14 protein-coding genes are annotated in these 16143 nt (G+C 70.3%); 6 read left to right on the top strand and 8 right to left on the bottom strand.

Annotated features, from left to right (window positions below; genetic code table 11):
• The first annotated feature begins 336 nt into the window (after window positions 1–336).
• The gene (locus tag AN215_RS01340) at window positions 337–1131 is read left to right on the top strand and encodes a PucR family transcriptional regulator (RefSeq protein WP_245694141.1); all 795 of its coding nucleotides are present in this window, start codon (window positions 337–339) and stop codon (window positions 1129–1131) included.
• A 228-nt stretch (window positions 1132–1359) separates the two neighbouring features.
• Here the strand turns inward: AN215_RS01340 and AN215_RS29475 are convergent, their stop codons facing one another.
• From AN215_RS29475 to AN215_RS30720, 6 genes are all read right to left on the bottom strand, one after another.
• A complete protein-coding gene (locus AN215_RS29475) occupies window positions 1360–3117 on the bottom strand; it encodes a DUF1996 domain-containing protein (protein WP_245694139.1) in 1758 nt (585 codons plus the stop codon).
• Between the two features lie 16 nt (window positions 3118–3133).
• Window positions 3134–3772, bottom strand: coding sequence for a DUF4142 domain-containing protein (locus AN215_RS01330; protein ID WP_107374251.1), 639 nt, complete (start codon window positions 3770–3772; stop codon window positions 3134–3136).
• A 161-nt stretch (window positions 3773–3933) separates the two neighbouring features.
• Window positions 3934–5829: an AMP-dependent synthetase/ligase gene (locus tag AN215_RS01325; protein WP_070012668.1), complete on the bottom strand. Its 1896-nt coding sequence runs from the start codon at window positions 5827–5829 to the stop codon at window positions 3934–3936.
• Between the two features lie 442 nt (window positions 5830–6271).
• Window positions 6272–6811 (bottom strand): hypothetical protein, encoded by a 540-nt coding sequence (locus tag AN215_RS01320; protein ID WP_070012669.1) that lies wholly within the window; start codon window positions 6809–6811, stop codon window positions 6272–6274.
• Window positions 6808–7194, bottom strand: coding sequence for a DJ-1/PfpI family protein (locus tag AN215_RS30725; RefSeq protein ID WP_338057904.1), 387 nt, complete (start codon window positions 7192–7194; stop codon window positions 6808–6810). Before AN215_RS30725 ends, AN215_RS01320 begins: the two co-directional genes overlap by 4 nt.
• Window positions 7169–7546 carry a type 1 glutamine amidotransferase family protein gene (locus tag AN215_RS30720; protein WP_338057903.1) on the bottom strand — a complete coding sequence of 126 codons (378 nt, stop codon included), beginning with the start codon at window positions 7544–7546 and terminating at the stop codon, window positions 7169–7171. The genes AN215_RS30725 and AN215_RS30720 overlap by 26 nt, the downstream gene beginning before the upstream one ends.
• 222 nt (window positions 7547–7768) lie before the next feature.
• Between AN215_RS30720 and AN215_RS01310 the strand changes: the two genes are divergently transcribed.
• Window positions 7769–8719: a GlxA family transcriptional regulator gene (locus AN215_RS01310; protein WP_070012767.1), complete on the top strand. Its 951-nt coding sequence runs from the start codon at window positions 7769–7771 to the stop codon at window positions 8717–8719.
• Between the two features lie 75 nt (window positions 8720–8794).
• On the opposite strand, the gene AN215_RS01305 is transcribed toward AN215_RS01310, so the two are convergent.
• Window positions 8795–8992, bottom strand: coding sequence for a hypothetical protein (locus AN215_RS01305; protein ID WP_070012670.1), 198 nt, complete (start codon window positions 8990–8992; stop codon window positions 8795–8797).
• A gap of 382 nt (window positions 8993–9374) precedes the next feature.
• Here AN215_RS01305 and AN215_RS01300 point away from each other — a divergent pair, with 382 nt between their 5' ends.
• The 4 genes from AN215_RS01300 to AN215_RS01285 are packed head-to-tail and all read left to right on the top strand — an operon-like array spanning window position 9375 to window position 15420.
• Entirely contained in the window at window positions 9375–10826 is a 1452-nt protein-coding gene (locus AN215_RS01300; RefSeq protein WP_070012672.1) for an FAD-linked oxidase C-terminal domain-containing protein, read from the top strand.
• Window positions 10827–10831: 5 nt separating this feature from the next.
• Window positions 10832–12157 carry an FAD-binding oxidoreductase gene (locus AN215_RS01295; RefSeq protein WP_171904107.1) on the top strand — a complete coding sequence of 442 codons (1326 nt, stop codon included), beginning with the start codon at window positions 10832–10834 and terminating at the stop codon, window positions 12155–12157.
• Window positions 12158–12210: 53 nt separating this feature from the next.
• Entirely contained in the window at window positions 12211–13641 is a 1431-nt protein-coding gene (locus AN215_RS01290; protein WP_070031086.1) for a (Fe-S)-binding protein, read from the top strand.
• 36 nt (window positions 13642–13677) lie between these two features.
• A complete protein-coding gene (locus AN215_RS01285) occupies window positions 13678–15420 on the top strand; it encodes an L-lactate permease (RefSeq protein ID WP_070012675.1) in 1743 nt (580 codons plus the stop codon).
• Here AN215_RS01285 and AN215_RS01280 read toward each other — a convergent pair.
• Entirely contained in the window at window positions 15381–16064 is a 684-nt protein-coding gene (locus tag AN215_RS01280) for a GntR family transcriptional regulator (RefSeq protein ID WP_216093861.1), read from the bottom strand. The genes AN215_RS01285 and AN215_RS01280 overlap by 40 nt on opposite strands.
• Window positions 16065–16143: the final 79 nt, after the last annotated feature.

Below are 16143 nucleotides of genomic sequence, written 5' to 3'. Positions count from 1 at the left end.
CCCGGCAGGAACGAGGTAGAGATGAGCGACGTTCTCAACCGCATCCGGTCTCGCCCGCGTGGCGAGTGGGCGCGCGTTCAGAGAAAGGAGCTGCCCGCCGTCGCAGACCAGGTGGTGGAAGCTCTACAGCGCAGCATACCGGCAATGTCCGCTTTTCTGCGGGAAATTGACCGCGAGGATGCTCAATGGGCCGTGGAACAGGCATTGCTGGCCGCATTGGGACATCACTCCCCGGAGACAAAGGACAACACGGACACGGGAACCGCAACCCAGGCCGACAACGTCACAGCAGCGGTTCCCATCGACCGGGCGCGACGACAGCTGTTCACGGCACTCATGGGAGAGGAGGAATTCCCGGAATCACGACTGACGGAACTGGCCAGGTCAGCAAGGTGGCCGCTGCCCGAGACCGTGCGTGCTGTAGCCCTCGCCTCACCCAGCGAGGTGCCCCAGCTCGCCGCGGCGCTCGGCAACGCCCTGGTGAGCCCCGTCGAGAGTGAGCTGTGCCTGCTGATACCCGACCCCGAGGACGACCGCGAAGCACTGGAGAACGTGCTGCGCGGTCGTACCGCTGCGGTCGGGCACACCGTCCCGCTGAGCGACGCGGGGTCAACGGTGCGCTGGGCCCGGCGGCTGCTTGAGCTGACACCGCCACCCGGGGCACCGGGTGGCGCCGGCATGAATGGGAACATCGGAAACAACCCGGACGGAAAGGTCCTCTTCGTCGACGACCATCTGTCCATGCTTCTGCTGCTGCAGGACGAATCGCTCGCCTGCGCGCTCTCCTCCCGCTGGCTCGGCCCCCTCGCCGAGCTCACCCCGCGGCAGAGTGAGCGCCTCGAAGTCACGCTGCTGGCGTGGCTGGAGAGCGGGGGAGCACCTGAGGCGGCGAAGACGTTGCAGGTGCACCCGCAGACGGTGCGGTACAGGCTGCGTCAGATAGAGAAGCTCTTCGGTTCGGCGCTGCGCGATCCGCGTACCCGCTTCGAACTGGAGATGACCCTTCGCGGCCGCCGGCTGCTGGGGCAGATCAGGCGGCAGCGCACACGCGCCGGCCGCAGGGCGCGCACCGCAACCCAGGGCGTGCGCCCGCTGGGCGTCGCACGCGAGGCCCGGGTAAACGGTCTGTGACCGCGGGCACCCGGTGTTCACGCACCGGGTGCCGGCCCGGAACCTCCGAGTGAGGCACTGACAACAGGCACTGACAACGGAACACAGAAACACAGAACACAGCAGACAAAGGACAACAGAACACAGAAGAACAGGAAGCGGCCCGGACACAGAATCTGTGTCCGGGCCGCTTCCTGGATCCTGCAAGTCCTCCGCCGCGGGGCGGAAGCCCCGCGGCGGAGTCCTATGTCAGCAGTCCTGGTCCTCGTTGATGCAGTTCACAGCCTCCGTCATGAGCTCCTCGGGCATGACGTTGATGAAGTCGCTGTGGTCGGTGATGGGCTTGTGCAGCTGCTCCGGGAAGGAGTCCACCGCGAACGGTGTGTCAGCGTTGAGCAAGTTCTCCTGAGGGATGTCGTACTTGATCGTCTGCTGCAGCTGCGGGACGTTCTGGAAGCCCTCGGGGCAGTTGCCCTGGTCGTCCGAGAACGCCATGTGGTCGCGGTGGTTGCCGCTGTCCGTGTTCTGACCGTCCCAGCAGTTCTGGAAGTTGAACGTACGGATCGTGGCGCTGCCCTCGGGGCAGATCGGGTACTGCTCCTCGAGCTGGCGGTCCTCGAAGCCCTCACAGCTCCACGACGCGTTGGCGTTCTCGTCGCCGTTGGTGAAGGCCTTCGCGTCACCGGTGATGATGCGCAGGAAGCGCGGCATCTCGGCGACCTGCTCGGCACCGCCGGAGGTGAACTTCAGGGTGGCGTTGGGCTGCAGGATGCTGCCGACGTTGAGGTCGTTGGCCCCACCGTCGCCGACCTGGGCCTCGGCACCTTCACCGCCACCCACCTGCTCTTCCTCTTCGCCCTCACCCTGGCCCTGGTCCTGACCCTGGTCCTGGCCCTCCTCCGGAGGCTGTTCCTGGCCCTGGTCCTGACCTTGGTCCTGGCCCTCCTCCGGAGGCTGTTCCTGGCCCTGGTCCTGGCCCTGGTTCTCAGCCGGGGGCTGCTCCTGGCCCTGGTTCTCGGCCGGGGGCTGTTCCTGGCCCTGGTCCTGGCCCTGGTTCTCAGCCGGCGGCTGTTCCTCGGCCGGGGGCTGTTCCTGGCCCTGGTCCTGACCCTGACCCTGGTCCTGGCCGGCGTCGTCACCGTTGCGCTGACCCTGGGGCTGCTCCTCCTGGCCCTCGCCGCCCTGCTGCTGCTGGACGTCGGCCTCGTCAACGGCGCCCCGCTGGTCCTCGTTGCCGTCCAGAGAACGGATCACGGGCCAGTAGTGCGTCGACTGGTCACCCTTGGCGCAGGTGGTGCCCGCCGCGGCGAGAGACTCGTCGCTGGAGGCCTGGTTGGTGTCCTCGTTGCCCACGTAGTCGTGCACGTGGTGGGCGCCGTTCAGAACACCCGGAGCGGCGATCACGTTGTCAGAGTTGAAGTGCTCTTCCTCGTTGTTGCCGCACTCCGTCGTGAAGGTGCCGCCCGGGGCCTCCTCCTCGGAGGCGTTGGGCTCGACGTCCTCGATATTGACGAAGTCCTCGGCGACCGGGCCCTGAACCTGCTGCCCGTCCTCGCCTCCGCCCTCCTGGCCCTCCTGCGTGGCCTGGTCCTGCATCATCTGGCACTGAGCCATGGACTCCATGTCACCGGGAGCTTCACCGCCGGCGTTCTGAATGTCCTGACCCATGCTCCGGATGGTCTCCGAGCGCTGCTGGTTCAACTGGCCCAGGGCCTCCTCGGAGCTCTGCTCCTGGGAGTTCCACTGGCCGTAGGCCTGCGCGACCTGCTGGTCCAGAGTGGCGAGCTTCTGACCCACGGGCTCCTTGGCACCCTCGGGTACCTGGCCCAGTGCAAGGCTCACATCAGGACAGTCGATCGTGCTGGCGGCAGCAGCGGGGTCTTCACCCGACCCCGCGAAGGCGGTCACACCCACCGCCGCCGCGCCGCCACCACCGACCACCAGCGCTGCGACGATCGCTATCGTTTTGTTCGCCGTGCGCGAGCGTTTGTGGCCTTTTTGTCTCATATTGACTTCACTCCACTCATTTCGCGTCGTTCAGCGCCTCGAAATCCACGAGCCCGGTGTCCTCCAGGACTGTGAGGTGATCGAGGACAATGGCGTTGGCCCGGGTCGCCAACGACCGCACCATTGAGTTGCGGGTCTGATCGCGTACAAGGCCCACGAGGCCGAAGACCACGCCATGAGCCCGGCGCAGCCTGTCGACGAGAACCTGGTCGAATTCGTCACCCTGAGCGCTGTTGATGTCTTCCAGAGACTTCTGGCTGGCACTGGCAGGCTCATTCGGAAGTTTGACCTTCAGGGTGCGACCGGCCTCGATGGCCCGTCGGTCCAACTCCGTGTGTCCGTCGACGAGATGATCGCCCGCGATTCGCACCGACTTTCGTGTCCCGCGCTCCTGCGCGGCTTTGCCGGCGGGGACTTCCCACAGACCGGCATCCCGCACTTTGCGTATGAAGTCACGGTCCAATGGGGTAAGGGGGCCGTATTCCGTTTTCCAGGTTCCCTTACCGTCGTCCTGCCATCCCGAACGGGCCAGCGCGATGGTGCGGTTGCCGTCGAAGAAGTACACCGGCACCAGCAGCGCTGAGAGCGTTGCGACGAGCCCAAGGACGACCAGCACGGTGCCGATCGCCCGCCCGGGCGTGATGGCGGACCCCATCCGCCCTCCTCTCACACTCATCTTTGAAGTGCGACGGACGTTAATCGTGAGTGTGAGGATGTGGTCGAGGCTTCGTCCCGACCTGACAAGAACCGGTCCTCCGGCGTTCAACGCTGCTACATTGCCGACTCGTATCTGCCGTGTGCCGTCCCCGGCAGCAGTCAGCTCCGGTACAGCTCTTCGATCTCAGTCGCGTACATGCGCGTGATCGCTTCCCGCCGCAGCTTCAGCGACGGCGTCACCAGGCCGTCGGCCATCGTGAACTCCTCCGGGAGTATGCGGAACGATCGGATCGACTCGGCCCGTGAGAAGACGCTGTTGGCCGCTGCCACGGCCCGCCCCACCTCGCGTTCCAGCTCCTCCGCGGGCGTGTTGCCGTAACCGGGGCCCGAAGGCCCCCACTGTTCACGGCCCTTGCGCCACTGTTCGAGCACTTCCGGGTCCAGGGTGACCAGAGCGGCCACGTAGGGACGGTCGTCACCCACCACGAACGCCTGGGAGATGAGGGGATGGGCGCGCAGCCGCGTCTCCAGCATCAAGGGCGAGACGCTTCTGCCGGCGCTGGTGATGATGACGTCCTTCTTGCGGCCCGTGATGACCAGATAGCCGTCGTCGAGGTAGCCGACGTCGCCCGTGCCGAGCCAGCCGTCGCGCAGTGTCTCCGCGTACGGCTGCCGTGCGTGGGCGCCGCCGCCCTCGGGATGCGGGGAGTCCGGCTGTGCGGTGCCGTGCGAGCCGTCCGTGTATCCGGGAAAGACCATCGGTCCCCGGACCCACACCTCCCCGTCGCGGGCGATGTGCACCGAGGCGCCCGGCATGGGGCGCCCCACGGTGCCGAACCGGGGCATGCCCGGAGGCTGCGCGGTGATGGCGACCGTGGTCTCGGTGAGGCCGTAGCAGTCGTAGACGACGATCCCCGCGCCGGCGAGCGCCAGCCCGAGTTCGCGTCCGAGGGTGGAACCGCCCGAGACGACGTTCCTCGTACGGCCGCCGAGCATGTCACGCAAGTGCCGGTAGACCAGGCGGTCGTAGACCGCGTGCCGGGCCCGCAGCGCGGTGCCGGGACCCGGTCCGGCACCGAACGCCTGGGCCTCCGCCGCCTCCGCGTACCGCCTGGAGAGCGCCATCGCCTTGTCGAACGTCTCGCCGCGGCCGGCCTTCTCGGCCATCATCCGTGCACCCGCGTAGAACTTCTCGAAGAAGTACGGCACCGCATAAAGGCACGTCGGGCGGAAGGACCTGATCGCGGGCATCAACTCCCTGGCGGAGATGTCCGGTTGATGTCCAAGCAGATAGCCGCCGCGGATGCAGAGCACCGTCACCATCAGTCCGTAGACATGACCCACGGGCAGAAAGGCGAGTATGGAGGGCTGCTGACCGGGCTCGCCCATCAGGCGTCCCCAGCCGGCGAGGATCGTGTCGCACTCCGAGGCGAGGTTGCGATGCGTGATGACGCATCCGCGCGGGCGGCCCGTGGTGCCCGACGTGTAGATGACCGCGGCCGCCATCTCCGGTGTGACGGCCCAGCGTTGCCGGTGCACATGGTTGTCCTCGAGGGGGCGGCCCGCCTCCGTCAGCCACCCCACACAGTCCGCGTCGAGCTGCCAGATGTGACGCAGGTGCGGCAGCCCGTCGACGACCGAGCCGACCGTCATCGCGTGGTCCTCGTGCTCGACGATGACGGCGCGCGCCCCCGAGTCGCCCAGGACCCAGCGCAACTGCTCGGCGGACGACGTCGGGTAGAGCGGCACGACCTGGGCGCCGAGTGACCACAGGGCGAAGCTGAAGAGCGTCCACTCGTGCCGTGTACGGGTCATGACGGCGACCCGGTCGCCGAAGCGTATGCCTTCCGCGAGCAGGCCCTTCGCCAGCTTGAGCACGTGCGCCGCGAAGGCGGCGGCGGTCATCTCACGCCACTCGCCGGTGCTTCCGTCGGAACTGTCACGGCGGGCCAGCTGCGGCAACCCCGGTTCCCGTGCGGCCAGTTCGTACACGGAGTCGGCCAGGCCGCCGGATCTGAGCGGCTCCACGAGCGGGGGAAGGCTGTAGTCACGCACAGCGCACCGCCCTCACCCCGTCTGCTCCCTGTCACGACGTTCAGTGACTGACGGCGAAAATTACCTCGCTGCGCGGCCCGCTGCCTAGGGAAATACGGATCTTCCCGTGCGGGGAATCGGGGGAGGGAATGTGAGGGAAGGGAGCCTCTCACCTGCGGAACCCCAGTACAGAGGCCCAGGAGGACGGGCCGTGCCGCGTGCGGAGCCTGGGTAACCGCCAGTAACGGTGAGCGGTGGGGAGGCACACCGGCAGGTGCGCCTTCACGTGCTCGGCGAAGGCGGTCCACCGTGGAGGTCCGGAGCGCGGCGCGGGCCGGCCGGGCCGCTCGCCGGTTCCCGGAGCGGGAAGAACTCCGGCACATGCACGGTGACTTCGGGGGAGCCGCCGCCGGGCGGACTGCTGTGCGTGCCGGGCGGGACCGGGGCGGCCGGGCCCGCGTGCTCACCCGCTCGTGGTCGATCCGGGCCGGAGGATCATCAGTACCGTCACGGTGGCCCAGAGAATGTTGAACAGGCCCGTGAGCATGGCCAGTTGCGCGGTGGCTCCCGGGCCTGTCCCGGCCGGGGACGGGGCACCGCCGGCCTGGCCGGTGCCGTCGAGCTGTTCCAGAAGCGTCTCCTGGCGCGGGACGACGGCCAGCGCCAGGACGCCGGCCGCCGCAGCCGTGAGCACGATCGAGACGATCAGCCAGGCGTCGGTGAGGACGCCGAGACTGCTCGCGGTGGCGAATCCGAACGCCGGGACGGCCACGCCGGCCACGCCGTAGACGCGGCAGATGCGGTGCAGGACCCGTACGGCGGCGAGGGAACCGGCGTCCGGTCCGGCGGCCCTTGCCTGGCCCTGGCCCTGGCCCTGTGCCTGAGCCTGGCCCTGTGCCTGTGCGCGGCGGGCCGCCGCGGGGAACATGCTGGCGGCCACGGTCACGGGCCCCACCGCGACGATGGCTGCCAGGACGTGGACGGCGAGCAGGAACTTCGTCATCGGGCGGCCCCGGTCCGCTGCCCCGCGGCCCCACTGGCACGCTCACCGGCGGGGACAGGCCCGCGCGGGGACCACACGACGCCGCGGCGCTCGTGGGCGAAGAGCGTCCCGACCTCGTGCGCGACGCGGGGCCCGGTCTCGCGTTCGACGAGGTGGAGGGCGAGGTCCAGCCCTGAGGTGACGCTCGCGCCGGTGATCAGGTCCCCGTCGTCGACGACGCGGGCGGCGACGGGACGGGCTCCGGCAGGTGCGAGCAGCTCCATGCCCAGGTGGTGTGTGGTGACGTGGCGGCCCTCGACGAGCCCGGCCATCGCTAGGATCAGCGAGCCGCCGCACACCGTCGCGACCAGCGTGTCCTCACGTGCCAGCGCCTCCGCGGCCACGGCGGGCAGGCCGGTTCCGAGCGTACGGGCGAGGAGCGCCGGGATCGTGTCCTGCGGTTCGGGCCCTTCTCCTTCCCCACTGCCCCCCTTCACCGGTGTCCTCCGGCTCGGGCGTGTGACGGCCCGCGGCGCCCGGCAGAAGGATGACGTCGGCGCGGTCCAGGTCGGGCGCACCGACGGCCCGGAGGCTCAACGGGGGTGTGCCGCTGGGGACTTCACGGGTGCCCTCGGCGGCGACCAGTTCGACGGTCACGGCTCCCTCCGCGGCCTGCCCGGCGGCGTGCAGGACCTCGTACGGGGCGATGACGTCCAGCGGGTCGAAGCCGTCGAACAGGATGATCTGTACGTGCATGGGCTGCTGTTGCTCCTTGTGTGATCGCCGGTTCCCGGCTCGGTCTCATGGGACGGCCGGGATCTCGCAGCGTCACGCTAGGCCGGTGACCAGGCGCTCCCCAGTGGCTGGATCGACAACTTCCAACGGATTCCCGCCAGCAGCGCAGGGCCGCCGGGGAAGCGCAAGCTCCGTTGTGACGTGCGCATTCACGACTGGCGCGTTCTCGCCTACCGTGGCCTCATGCACAAGGTGGCGGTACTGGCACTGGATCATGTGGTGGCGGCGGACATGGCCACGCCGATCGAGGTGTTCGGGCGTGCCCGGCTGGCGGACGGGCGCCGTCCCTACCGCGTCCAGGTCTGCGCGGCGACGCCTCAGGTGGCCAGTGAGGCGTTCACGCTGGTCGCCCCGCACGACCTGGAGGCCCTGCGGGAGGCGGACACGGTGGTCGTGCCGGGGTGCTCGGAGCGGGCCGCGCCGCCGGGCGGAGACGTGCTGGACGCCCTGCGCGAGACCGCGGAGGCGGGCACCCGGATCGCCTCCGTCTGCACGGGCGCCTTCGTCCTCGCCGCGGCCGGCCTGCTGGACGGGCTGAGCGCGACCACCCACTGGATGGCTGCGGACCGGCTGGCCGCGGCGTTCCCCCGCGTCGACGTCCGCCCCGACGTGCTCTACGTGGACAACGGGCAGATCCTGACCTCGGCTGGCGCCTCCGCGGCCCTGGATCTGTGCCTGCACCTGATCCGGCGGGACCTGGGATCGGCGGTCGCGGCGGACTCGGCCCGGCTGGCGGTGATGCCGCTGGAGCGGGAGGGCGGCCAGGCTCAGTTCATGGTGCACGCCCAACCGCCCGTGCCCCGGGGGTCGTTGCTGGAACCGGTGCTGTCCTGGATCGAGGAGAACCTCGGACAGGAGCTGACCCTCGCGCAGATGGCCGGGCGCAGCGGACTGAGCGAGCGGACCTTCAACCGCCGGTTCCGGGAGCAGACGGGCACGACCCCGCTGCAGTGGCTGCTGCGGGCCAGGGTGCGGCGTGCGCAGTTCCTGCTGGAGACGACCGACCACGGCGTCGAGCGCATCGCCGCGCACTCGGGGTTCGGCTCACCCACCGCCTTCCGCGAACGGTTCAAGCGCGTCACCGGCGTCACGCCGCACTCCTACCGCGCGTCGTTCCGCGCCCGCGCCGCGTGAGTGACCTTCCCCGCGACGCGCCCCGGAGCAACTCGCTGTTCCTCGGTCCCTCGCCGCTCGCCGCCGCCGCGGCGGTCAGGACCCGTCCGCGGTCACGACCGCCCAGCGGCCCACTTCGTGGTAGCCGGAGTCGTAGAGGGCTTCGCCGGTGCCCGGCTTGAGGTCGTAGTGGCGGAGGTTGCCGCCCCAGTACCGCAGGATGCGGCCCAGTTCGGCTGCCGCGTCGCCGTCGAACGCCGTGTCACCCATGTCGACTTCGAGAACGAACTTCACCCTGGCCTCCCCGCCGGATCCACGCGCCTGCTCCGGAGCCCGGAGCAGGCCTTCACGAGCATGCTTCAATCGTCTCATTGAAGTGCTATTTGAGGGTTTCCCGGGCGCACCCGAAGGCAGAGGCACGAAGACGCTCGTGAAGTCTCAAATCCCGGTCGCAGCCTGCCCTCGGCGGCCCGGGGTGCTCACGCCGGACGGGACGTACGGACGCGTGGCGGTGCCGCGGCGGTGGCGCGGAAGTTGTGAAACATAGATGCAACGAAGGGTTGACCCATAGATGCAAGGACCCTAGGTTCCGTGACGCGGTTCTTGAATACCGGATTTCGGAATTCGCTGAACTGCCGTTCCGTCGGAGGATCTACGGGTCAGGAGGCACGGTGCCATGATCGACACCGTACTGCGCCGGGAGTTCGAAGCCGCACTCGGAACGGAATCCGTACTGAGCGATCCGCTCCAGCTGCGGACCTACGAGTGTGACGGGCTGACCGGCTTCCGTGAAGTCCCCGCTCTGGTCGTGTTGCCGCGCAGTACCGAAGAGGTAGCGGCCGCCGTCTCCCTGTGCGCGAAGGCCGGGCTGCCCTTCGTCGCCCGGGGCGCCGGGACGGGGCTGTCGGGTGGCGCCGTGCCGGTGGCGCAGGGGGTGGTGATCTCCCTCGCCAGGATGCGCCAGGTGCTCGACTTCGACCCCGAGGACCGGCGGATGGTGCTTCAGCCGGGCGTCACCAACGCCGAGATCTCGCGGATCGCCGCGCCGCACGGCCTCTATTACGCGCCCGACCCCTCAAGTCAGGTCGTGTGCACGATCGGTGGCAACGTCGCGGAGAACTCCGGCGGCGCCCACTGCGTCAAGTACGGCTTCACCGTGCACCACGTGACAGCGCTGCGCGTCGTCCTGCCGGACGGGTCCGTCACCGAACTCGGCGCGGACGCACCGGAAAGCCCCGGGCCGGACCTGCGCGGCCTCTTCATCGGCTCCGAAGGCACCCTCGGCATCGCCACGGAGATCACCGTGCGGCTGCTGCGTACACCCGAGAGCGTCCGCACTCTCGTCGCGGACTTCCCCACCGTGGAGGCGGCGGGGGAGGCCGTCAGCGGGATCATGGCGTCCGGCATCGTGCCGGCGGCGGTGGAGATGCTCGACTCCCTCGCCATCGAGGCCTGCGAGGCGGCCGTGCACGCCGGGTACAGCCTGGATGCCACGGCGGCGCTCGTCGTCGAACTCGACGGGATGGAGCACGAGTGCGACGAGCAGTTCGAGAAGGTCGTCGCGCTGTGCCATGAGAAGGGCACCACGAACGTACGCATCGCCACGACCTCCGATGAGCGCGCCCTGATCTGGAAGGGACGCAAGGCCGCCTTCGCCGCTGTGGGACGCATCAGCCCCGACTACTTCGTGCAGGACGGCGTCGTCCCCCGCACCCGCCTGTCCGAGGCCCTGAGCCGCATCGCCGCGATGTCGGGCGCCGAAGGTCTGCGCGTGGCCAACGTCTTCCACGCGGGCGACGGCAACCTGCATCCGCTGGTCCTCTTCGACGAGGGGGCAGGGGAGTCGGAGCGGGCGGAGCGCCTGGCGGCCGAGATCGCCGAGATGTGCGTGGAGCTGGGCGGTTCGCTCAGCGGCGAGCACGGCATCGGCCTGGACAAGGCGTGCTCCATGCCGGAGATGTTCGGGGAGACGGACCTGGCGGTCATGCGGCAGCTGCGTGCGGCCTTCGACCCGGACGGACTGGCCAATCCCGGCAAGGTGCTGCCCACTCCGCGGCTGTGCGGGGAGGCGTCCGGCCGCTACCGGCCGCACCCGCTCGAAGAAGCCGGCGTGATCGAGAGGTTGTGACAGAGGTGACCGAGGAGCCTCAGGGGACGGTCCGTGCGAGCGGACCGCCCGCGGACGGCGCACCGGAACCCGCCCCGGAACCCGCACCGTCGGCGGCGCCGGCACCCGGTGCGGCTCAACTGCGGCCGCCTGCGGGGGAGTCTGGCACAGCGGCGGGCGAACTGCCCTCCCGCGTACGCCCGCCGGGCCTCGCCGAGGCCGCCGACGCCCTCGCGACCGCGGCACACGAGCGCCGTACGGTGCTGTTCGAAGGCGCCGGTACGGCGCTGGAGTGGGGCGCCCCCGTGGCGGAGACCGGCCTCGTGCTGGAGACCTCCGGTCTCGACCGCATGATCAGCCACGCACCCGAGGACTGGACGGTCGGCGTCGAGGCCGGGATGCCGCTCACCCGGCTCCAGGAGGTGCTGGCCCCGGCCGGGCAGTGGCTGCCGGTCGAGCCGCCCACCGGCGGCGACGGCGCGACGCTCGGCGGCCTGCTCGCGTGCGGCGACGCCGGGCCGTGCCGCCTGAAGTACGGCTCCCTCGGCGATCTGGTGATCGGCGCGACACTCGTGCTCGCCGACGGAACCGTGGCCCGTACCGGCGGCGACGTCATCAAGAACGTCGCCGGCTACGACCTCGTGAAGCTGATGGCCGGCTCGCTGGGCGCGTTCGGCCTCGCCGTCCGGCTCAACCTGCGCGTCCACCCGCTGCCCGAAGCCACGGCGACCCTCGCCCTGCCCGTCGACGACGCCGAGGGAGCGCTCACGGCGGCGCGTGCCGTGATGCGTTCGCCGCTGGAGCCCGTCGCGGTGGAGTGGGACGGGCAGCGGCTGCTGATCCGCTTCCAGGGCACCGCGGAGAGCGTCGCGGAGCGCGGCCGCCTCGCCCCGGACGTCCCCGGTCTCGCGGCGGCCCGCGTACTCGGCGAGGACGCCGCACGTGCCGCCTGGCAGCGGCTGTCCCGCCTGGTACGCGGAGAGGACGGCGAGACCGTGCTGCGCGCCGGAACACATCCCGCGCGGCTGCCCGCCCTGCTGCGGCGGCTGAACGAACTGACCACCGGCGGCGCCGTGGAGGCGGAGCTCGTCAGCGGTGTCGCCCAGGGCCTGCACACCGTCGTGCTGCGCGGCGGGGACGCGGCTGAGCACGCCGCGTGCCTCACCGCATGGCGCGAGTCCGTGTACGGCGCCGGAGGCTCGGTGACGCTGCGGCGGCGCCGGGAAGGCGTCGACGCCCTCGCCGCGGCGTGGGGGCCCGCGCCGCCTGCCGTCGCCGTACTGCGGTCCCTCAAGCGGCAGTTCGACCCCGACGACCTGTGTGCACCGGGGCGCTTCGCGCCCTGGTTCTGACCGGCCGGCCCGGCCGGTACACCACGCCCCGGCTCATCCGTAGGGAGCACTTGATGACCACGCCGCACGGTGGAACGCCCGAGACGCCCGCCACGGGCGGCGGCTTCGACGCCCACCGCCCGCCGTCCCCGGAGCTTCTCTCCGACTGCGTGCACTGCGGTTTCTGCCTGCCCGCCTGCCCCACGTACACCCTCACCGGTGAGGAGATGAACTCACCCCGGGGCCGCATTTACCAGATGCAGCTCATCAACGAGGGCGAGGCGCCGCTGAGCTCCGCCGCCGTGGGCCACTTCGACAACTGTCTCGGCTGCATGGCGTGTGTGACGGCGTGCCCCTCGGGAGTGCAGTACGACCGGCTCATCGAGTCGGTACGTCCGCAGATCGAACGCAACTGGGCGCGTTCACGCTCCGACCGCGCCTTCCGCGGACTGATCTTCCGCCTCTTCCCCTACCCGCGCCGCCTGCGGGTGGCCGCCGTGTTCGGCGCCCTCTACCAGCGGCTGGGCATCCGCCGGGCGCTGAGCCGCACGGGGCTGCTGCGGAGGCTTCCCGCGAGGCTGCGCGCCCTGGAGGCGCTGATGCCGGACGTGCCGCTGCGCTCGGCGCTGCGCAGGACGCCGGAGCGCACGCCGGCCGTCCGTACGGGCCTCGGCGAGGCAGCGGAGACGGAGACAGGGGCGCCACCGCAGTCGGCAGCGGCGACGGCGGGCCAGGACCCGGCGGGCCCGGCGCCGGAGCCGCCGGCCGCGCGCCGCACCGTCGGCATGGTCACGGGCTGTGTGCAGCAGGTCTTCTTCGCCCAGGTCAACGAGGCCACGGTCCGCGTGCTGACCGCGGAGGGCTGCGACGTGATCGCCCCCGTGGCGCAGGGCTGCTGCGGCGCGCTCAGCGAGCACGCGGGCCGCGAGGAGGAGGCCGTCGTGCGGGCGCGGCGGCTCATCGACACCTTCGAACCGCTCGGCGTCGACGTGATCGTGGTGAATGTGGCGGGCTGCGGCTCGGCCCTGAAGGAGTACGGGAGGCTGCTCGCCGACGACCCCGAATACCGCGAGCGGGCGGAGGCGTTCGCGGCCAAGGTCCGCGACGTCTCCGAACTCCTCGCCGAACTCACCCCGCTCGCACCCCGCCACCCCGTACCGGCACGGCTCGCGCACCACGAGGCGTGTCACCTCGTCCACGCTCAGGGCGTCCGCGAACAGCCGCGCACCGTCCTGCGGAGCGTCCCGGAACTCGACGTCGTCGACATTCCCGAGGCCGACATGTGCTGCGGCTCCGCCGGCGTGTACAACCTCATCCAGCCCGGGCCGGCCGAGGAACTCGGCCGCCGCAAGGCGGACAACGTACGCGCGACGGCCCCTGACGCCGTGGTGACGGCCAACCCCGGCTGTCTGCTGCAGATTTCGCGCCATCTCGACAAGCAGCTCCCCGTGCTGCATCCCGTCCAGGTCGTCGACGCCTCGATACGCGGCGTCAGGCCCTGGTGATCCGTCCCCGAGTCCCAACTCGTCACCGGAGGCACTGTGTTCCAACCCGTACTCGACCCGCTGGGCGGTTCGCTGGGGTGGTCGTCGCTCGTCGCCGCACTTCCGCTGGTCGTCTTCTTCGTGCTCCTGGGCGTGCTGCGCGTCCAGGCATGGCTCTCCGGCATGGCCTCGCTCGCCACGGCGATCGTCGTGGCGGTGGCCGCGTACGGCATGCCTGTCGGGCAGAGCCTCAACTCCGCCGCGCTCGGAGCCCTGTTCGGGCTGTTCCCGATCATGTGGATCGTGGTCAACGCCCTGTGGGTCTACCAGATGACCGTCGACACGGGACACTTCGAAGTGCTGCGCCGCTCCTTCGGCAAGCTCTCCGACGACCAGCGTCTGCAGGCCGTCATCGTCGCCTTCTGCTTCGGGGCGCTCCTTGAGGCGCTCGCCGGGTTCGGGGCGCCGGTCGCGATCAGCGCGGTGATGCTGATCGCGCTGGGCTTCAAGCCGTTCAAGGCGGCAGCGGTGGCGCTGGTGGCCAATACCGCGCCTGTGGCGTTCGGTGCGATGGGCACGCCCGTCATCACACTGTCGGAACTGACGGGCCTGCCGCTGGAGGACGTCTCCTCCATGGTGGGCCGGCAGACGCCGATGCTCGCCGCGGTCGTACCGGTGCTGCTGGTGTACATGGTGGACGGACGGCGCGGTGTCAGGCAGACCTGGTGGCCCGCGCTCGCGTGCGGACTCGCCTTCGCCGTGGCCCAGTTCGTCACCTCCAACTTCCTCTCCGTGGAGCTCACCGACGTCGTCGCCGCGCTCGTCGCCGTCGGCGTGCTCGTACTGGTGATGCGGATACGTGGCTCCTACACGCCGCTGCCCGCGGGCGCCCTGACCGACTCCGCTTCCGACGACCCGGACAGCTCCGCCGACGGCGCGGGGAGCGCGGGCAGCGCGGACGGCGGTGCCGGAGCGGGCGCGCGGGACACCGGCAACGGGACGGCGACGCAGAAGCCGGAGGGCGGCGGCACGGACACGGCTGTGGAGGACAGCAGGGGTGCCGCCGTGAAGGCCTACCTCCCGTACGCCGTGATCATCATCGTCTTCGCCGTGACCAAACTGCCGGCCGTGAAGACGGTGCTGGAGGAGAAGGGCACGATCCTCTACAACTGGCCCGGCCTGCACGTCGCCGATCCCGTCAGCGGCAAGCCCGCGGCCTCCACCGTGTTCAAATTCGACTGGCTGCCGGCGACAGGCACGATGCTGCTGCTCAGCGGCGTGATCACAGCCCTGCTGCTGGCCGTGTCGCCCGGCGTCGCCGCGCGTTCGTACAAGCGCACCCTGCACCAGCTGCGGTGGGCGATCCTCACCGTCGCCACGGTGCTCGCTCTGGCGTACGTGATGAACCTGTCCGGCCAGACCTCCACCATCGGCCACTTCATCGCCGGTGCCGGACCCGCACTGGCCTTCCTCTCACCCGTGCTGGGCTGGCTCGGAGTGGCGGTCACGGGGTCCGACACCTCGGCGAACGCCCTCTTCGGCATCCTCCAGGTGACGGCCGCCAAGAACTCCGGCTACGCGCCGGAGCTGCTGGCCGCGGCCAACAGCTCGGGAGGCGTCCTGGGCAAGATGCTCTCCCCGCAGAACCTCGCCATCGCCGCTGCCGCCACGGGCCTGGGCGGACGGGAGCCGGAACTGCTGAGGAAGGTCGTCGGCTGGAGCCTGGCGCTGCTGCTCCTGATGTGCGTCCTGGTCTTCCTTCAGTCCACGTCCGTGCTGGGCTGGATGCTGCTGTCCTGAAGCCCGAGTACCGCTGCGCGGGTGCCACGCAGGTGCCCGCGCAGCGCCGCCCGGTACGCCGCCAGGTCGCCCTTCTCGAGCAGGGCGACGAGTTCGACGTGCTCGTGGTTCGTGGCGCGCAGCCGGTCGCTGTCGTTGAAGACCGCGTACAGGCCCATGCGCTGCTGGCGGTCGCGCAGTCCCGCGTACAGGTCCAGCAGGATCGGATTGTCGGCCGCTTGCACGATGAGCTGGTGGAAGACCTGGTCGGCGGCGACGAACGCCTTGCCGTCGCCGGCCTCGCGCAGCTTCTTCTGCTCCTGGAGCTGGTCGCGGAGCTCCTCCACGAGCCGTTCCAGAGCAGCCGCGCCGAGGGAGGAGACCTTCTCCGCGGCGAAGGACTCGATCAGCTCTCTCGTCTCCAGTACGGTCTCCACCTCCTTCGCGGAGACCGGCACCACCACCGCGCCCCGCTTGGGGTAGAGCCGCAGCAGCCCCTCGGACTCCAGCCGCAGGAAGGCCTCACGAACGGGCGTACGGCTGATGCCGAGAGCCTCGGCGACCGTGCCCTCGCTGATCAGGTCGCCTCCGGCGAGGATTCCGTCGAGTATGCGGTCCTTCGCGTACTGGTAGGCGCGCTGGGACGTGGGGAGAGCCCTGCTCACCTGCTGCCCCCCAAACATGGATGGATTCATGTGTCCAAGCGGGACACTAGATGTGCTCCCGGCGGGCGTGCAACAGGCC

It is taken from the genome of Streptomyces abyssalis (assembly GCF_001751365.1).
Taxonomy (GTDB): domain Bacteria; phylum Actinomycetota; class Actinomycetes; order Streptomycetales; family Streptomycetaceae; genus Streptomyces; species Streptomyces abyssalis.
This window is presented reverse-complemented; position numbering and strand designations above follow the sequence as displayed.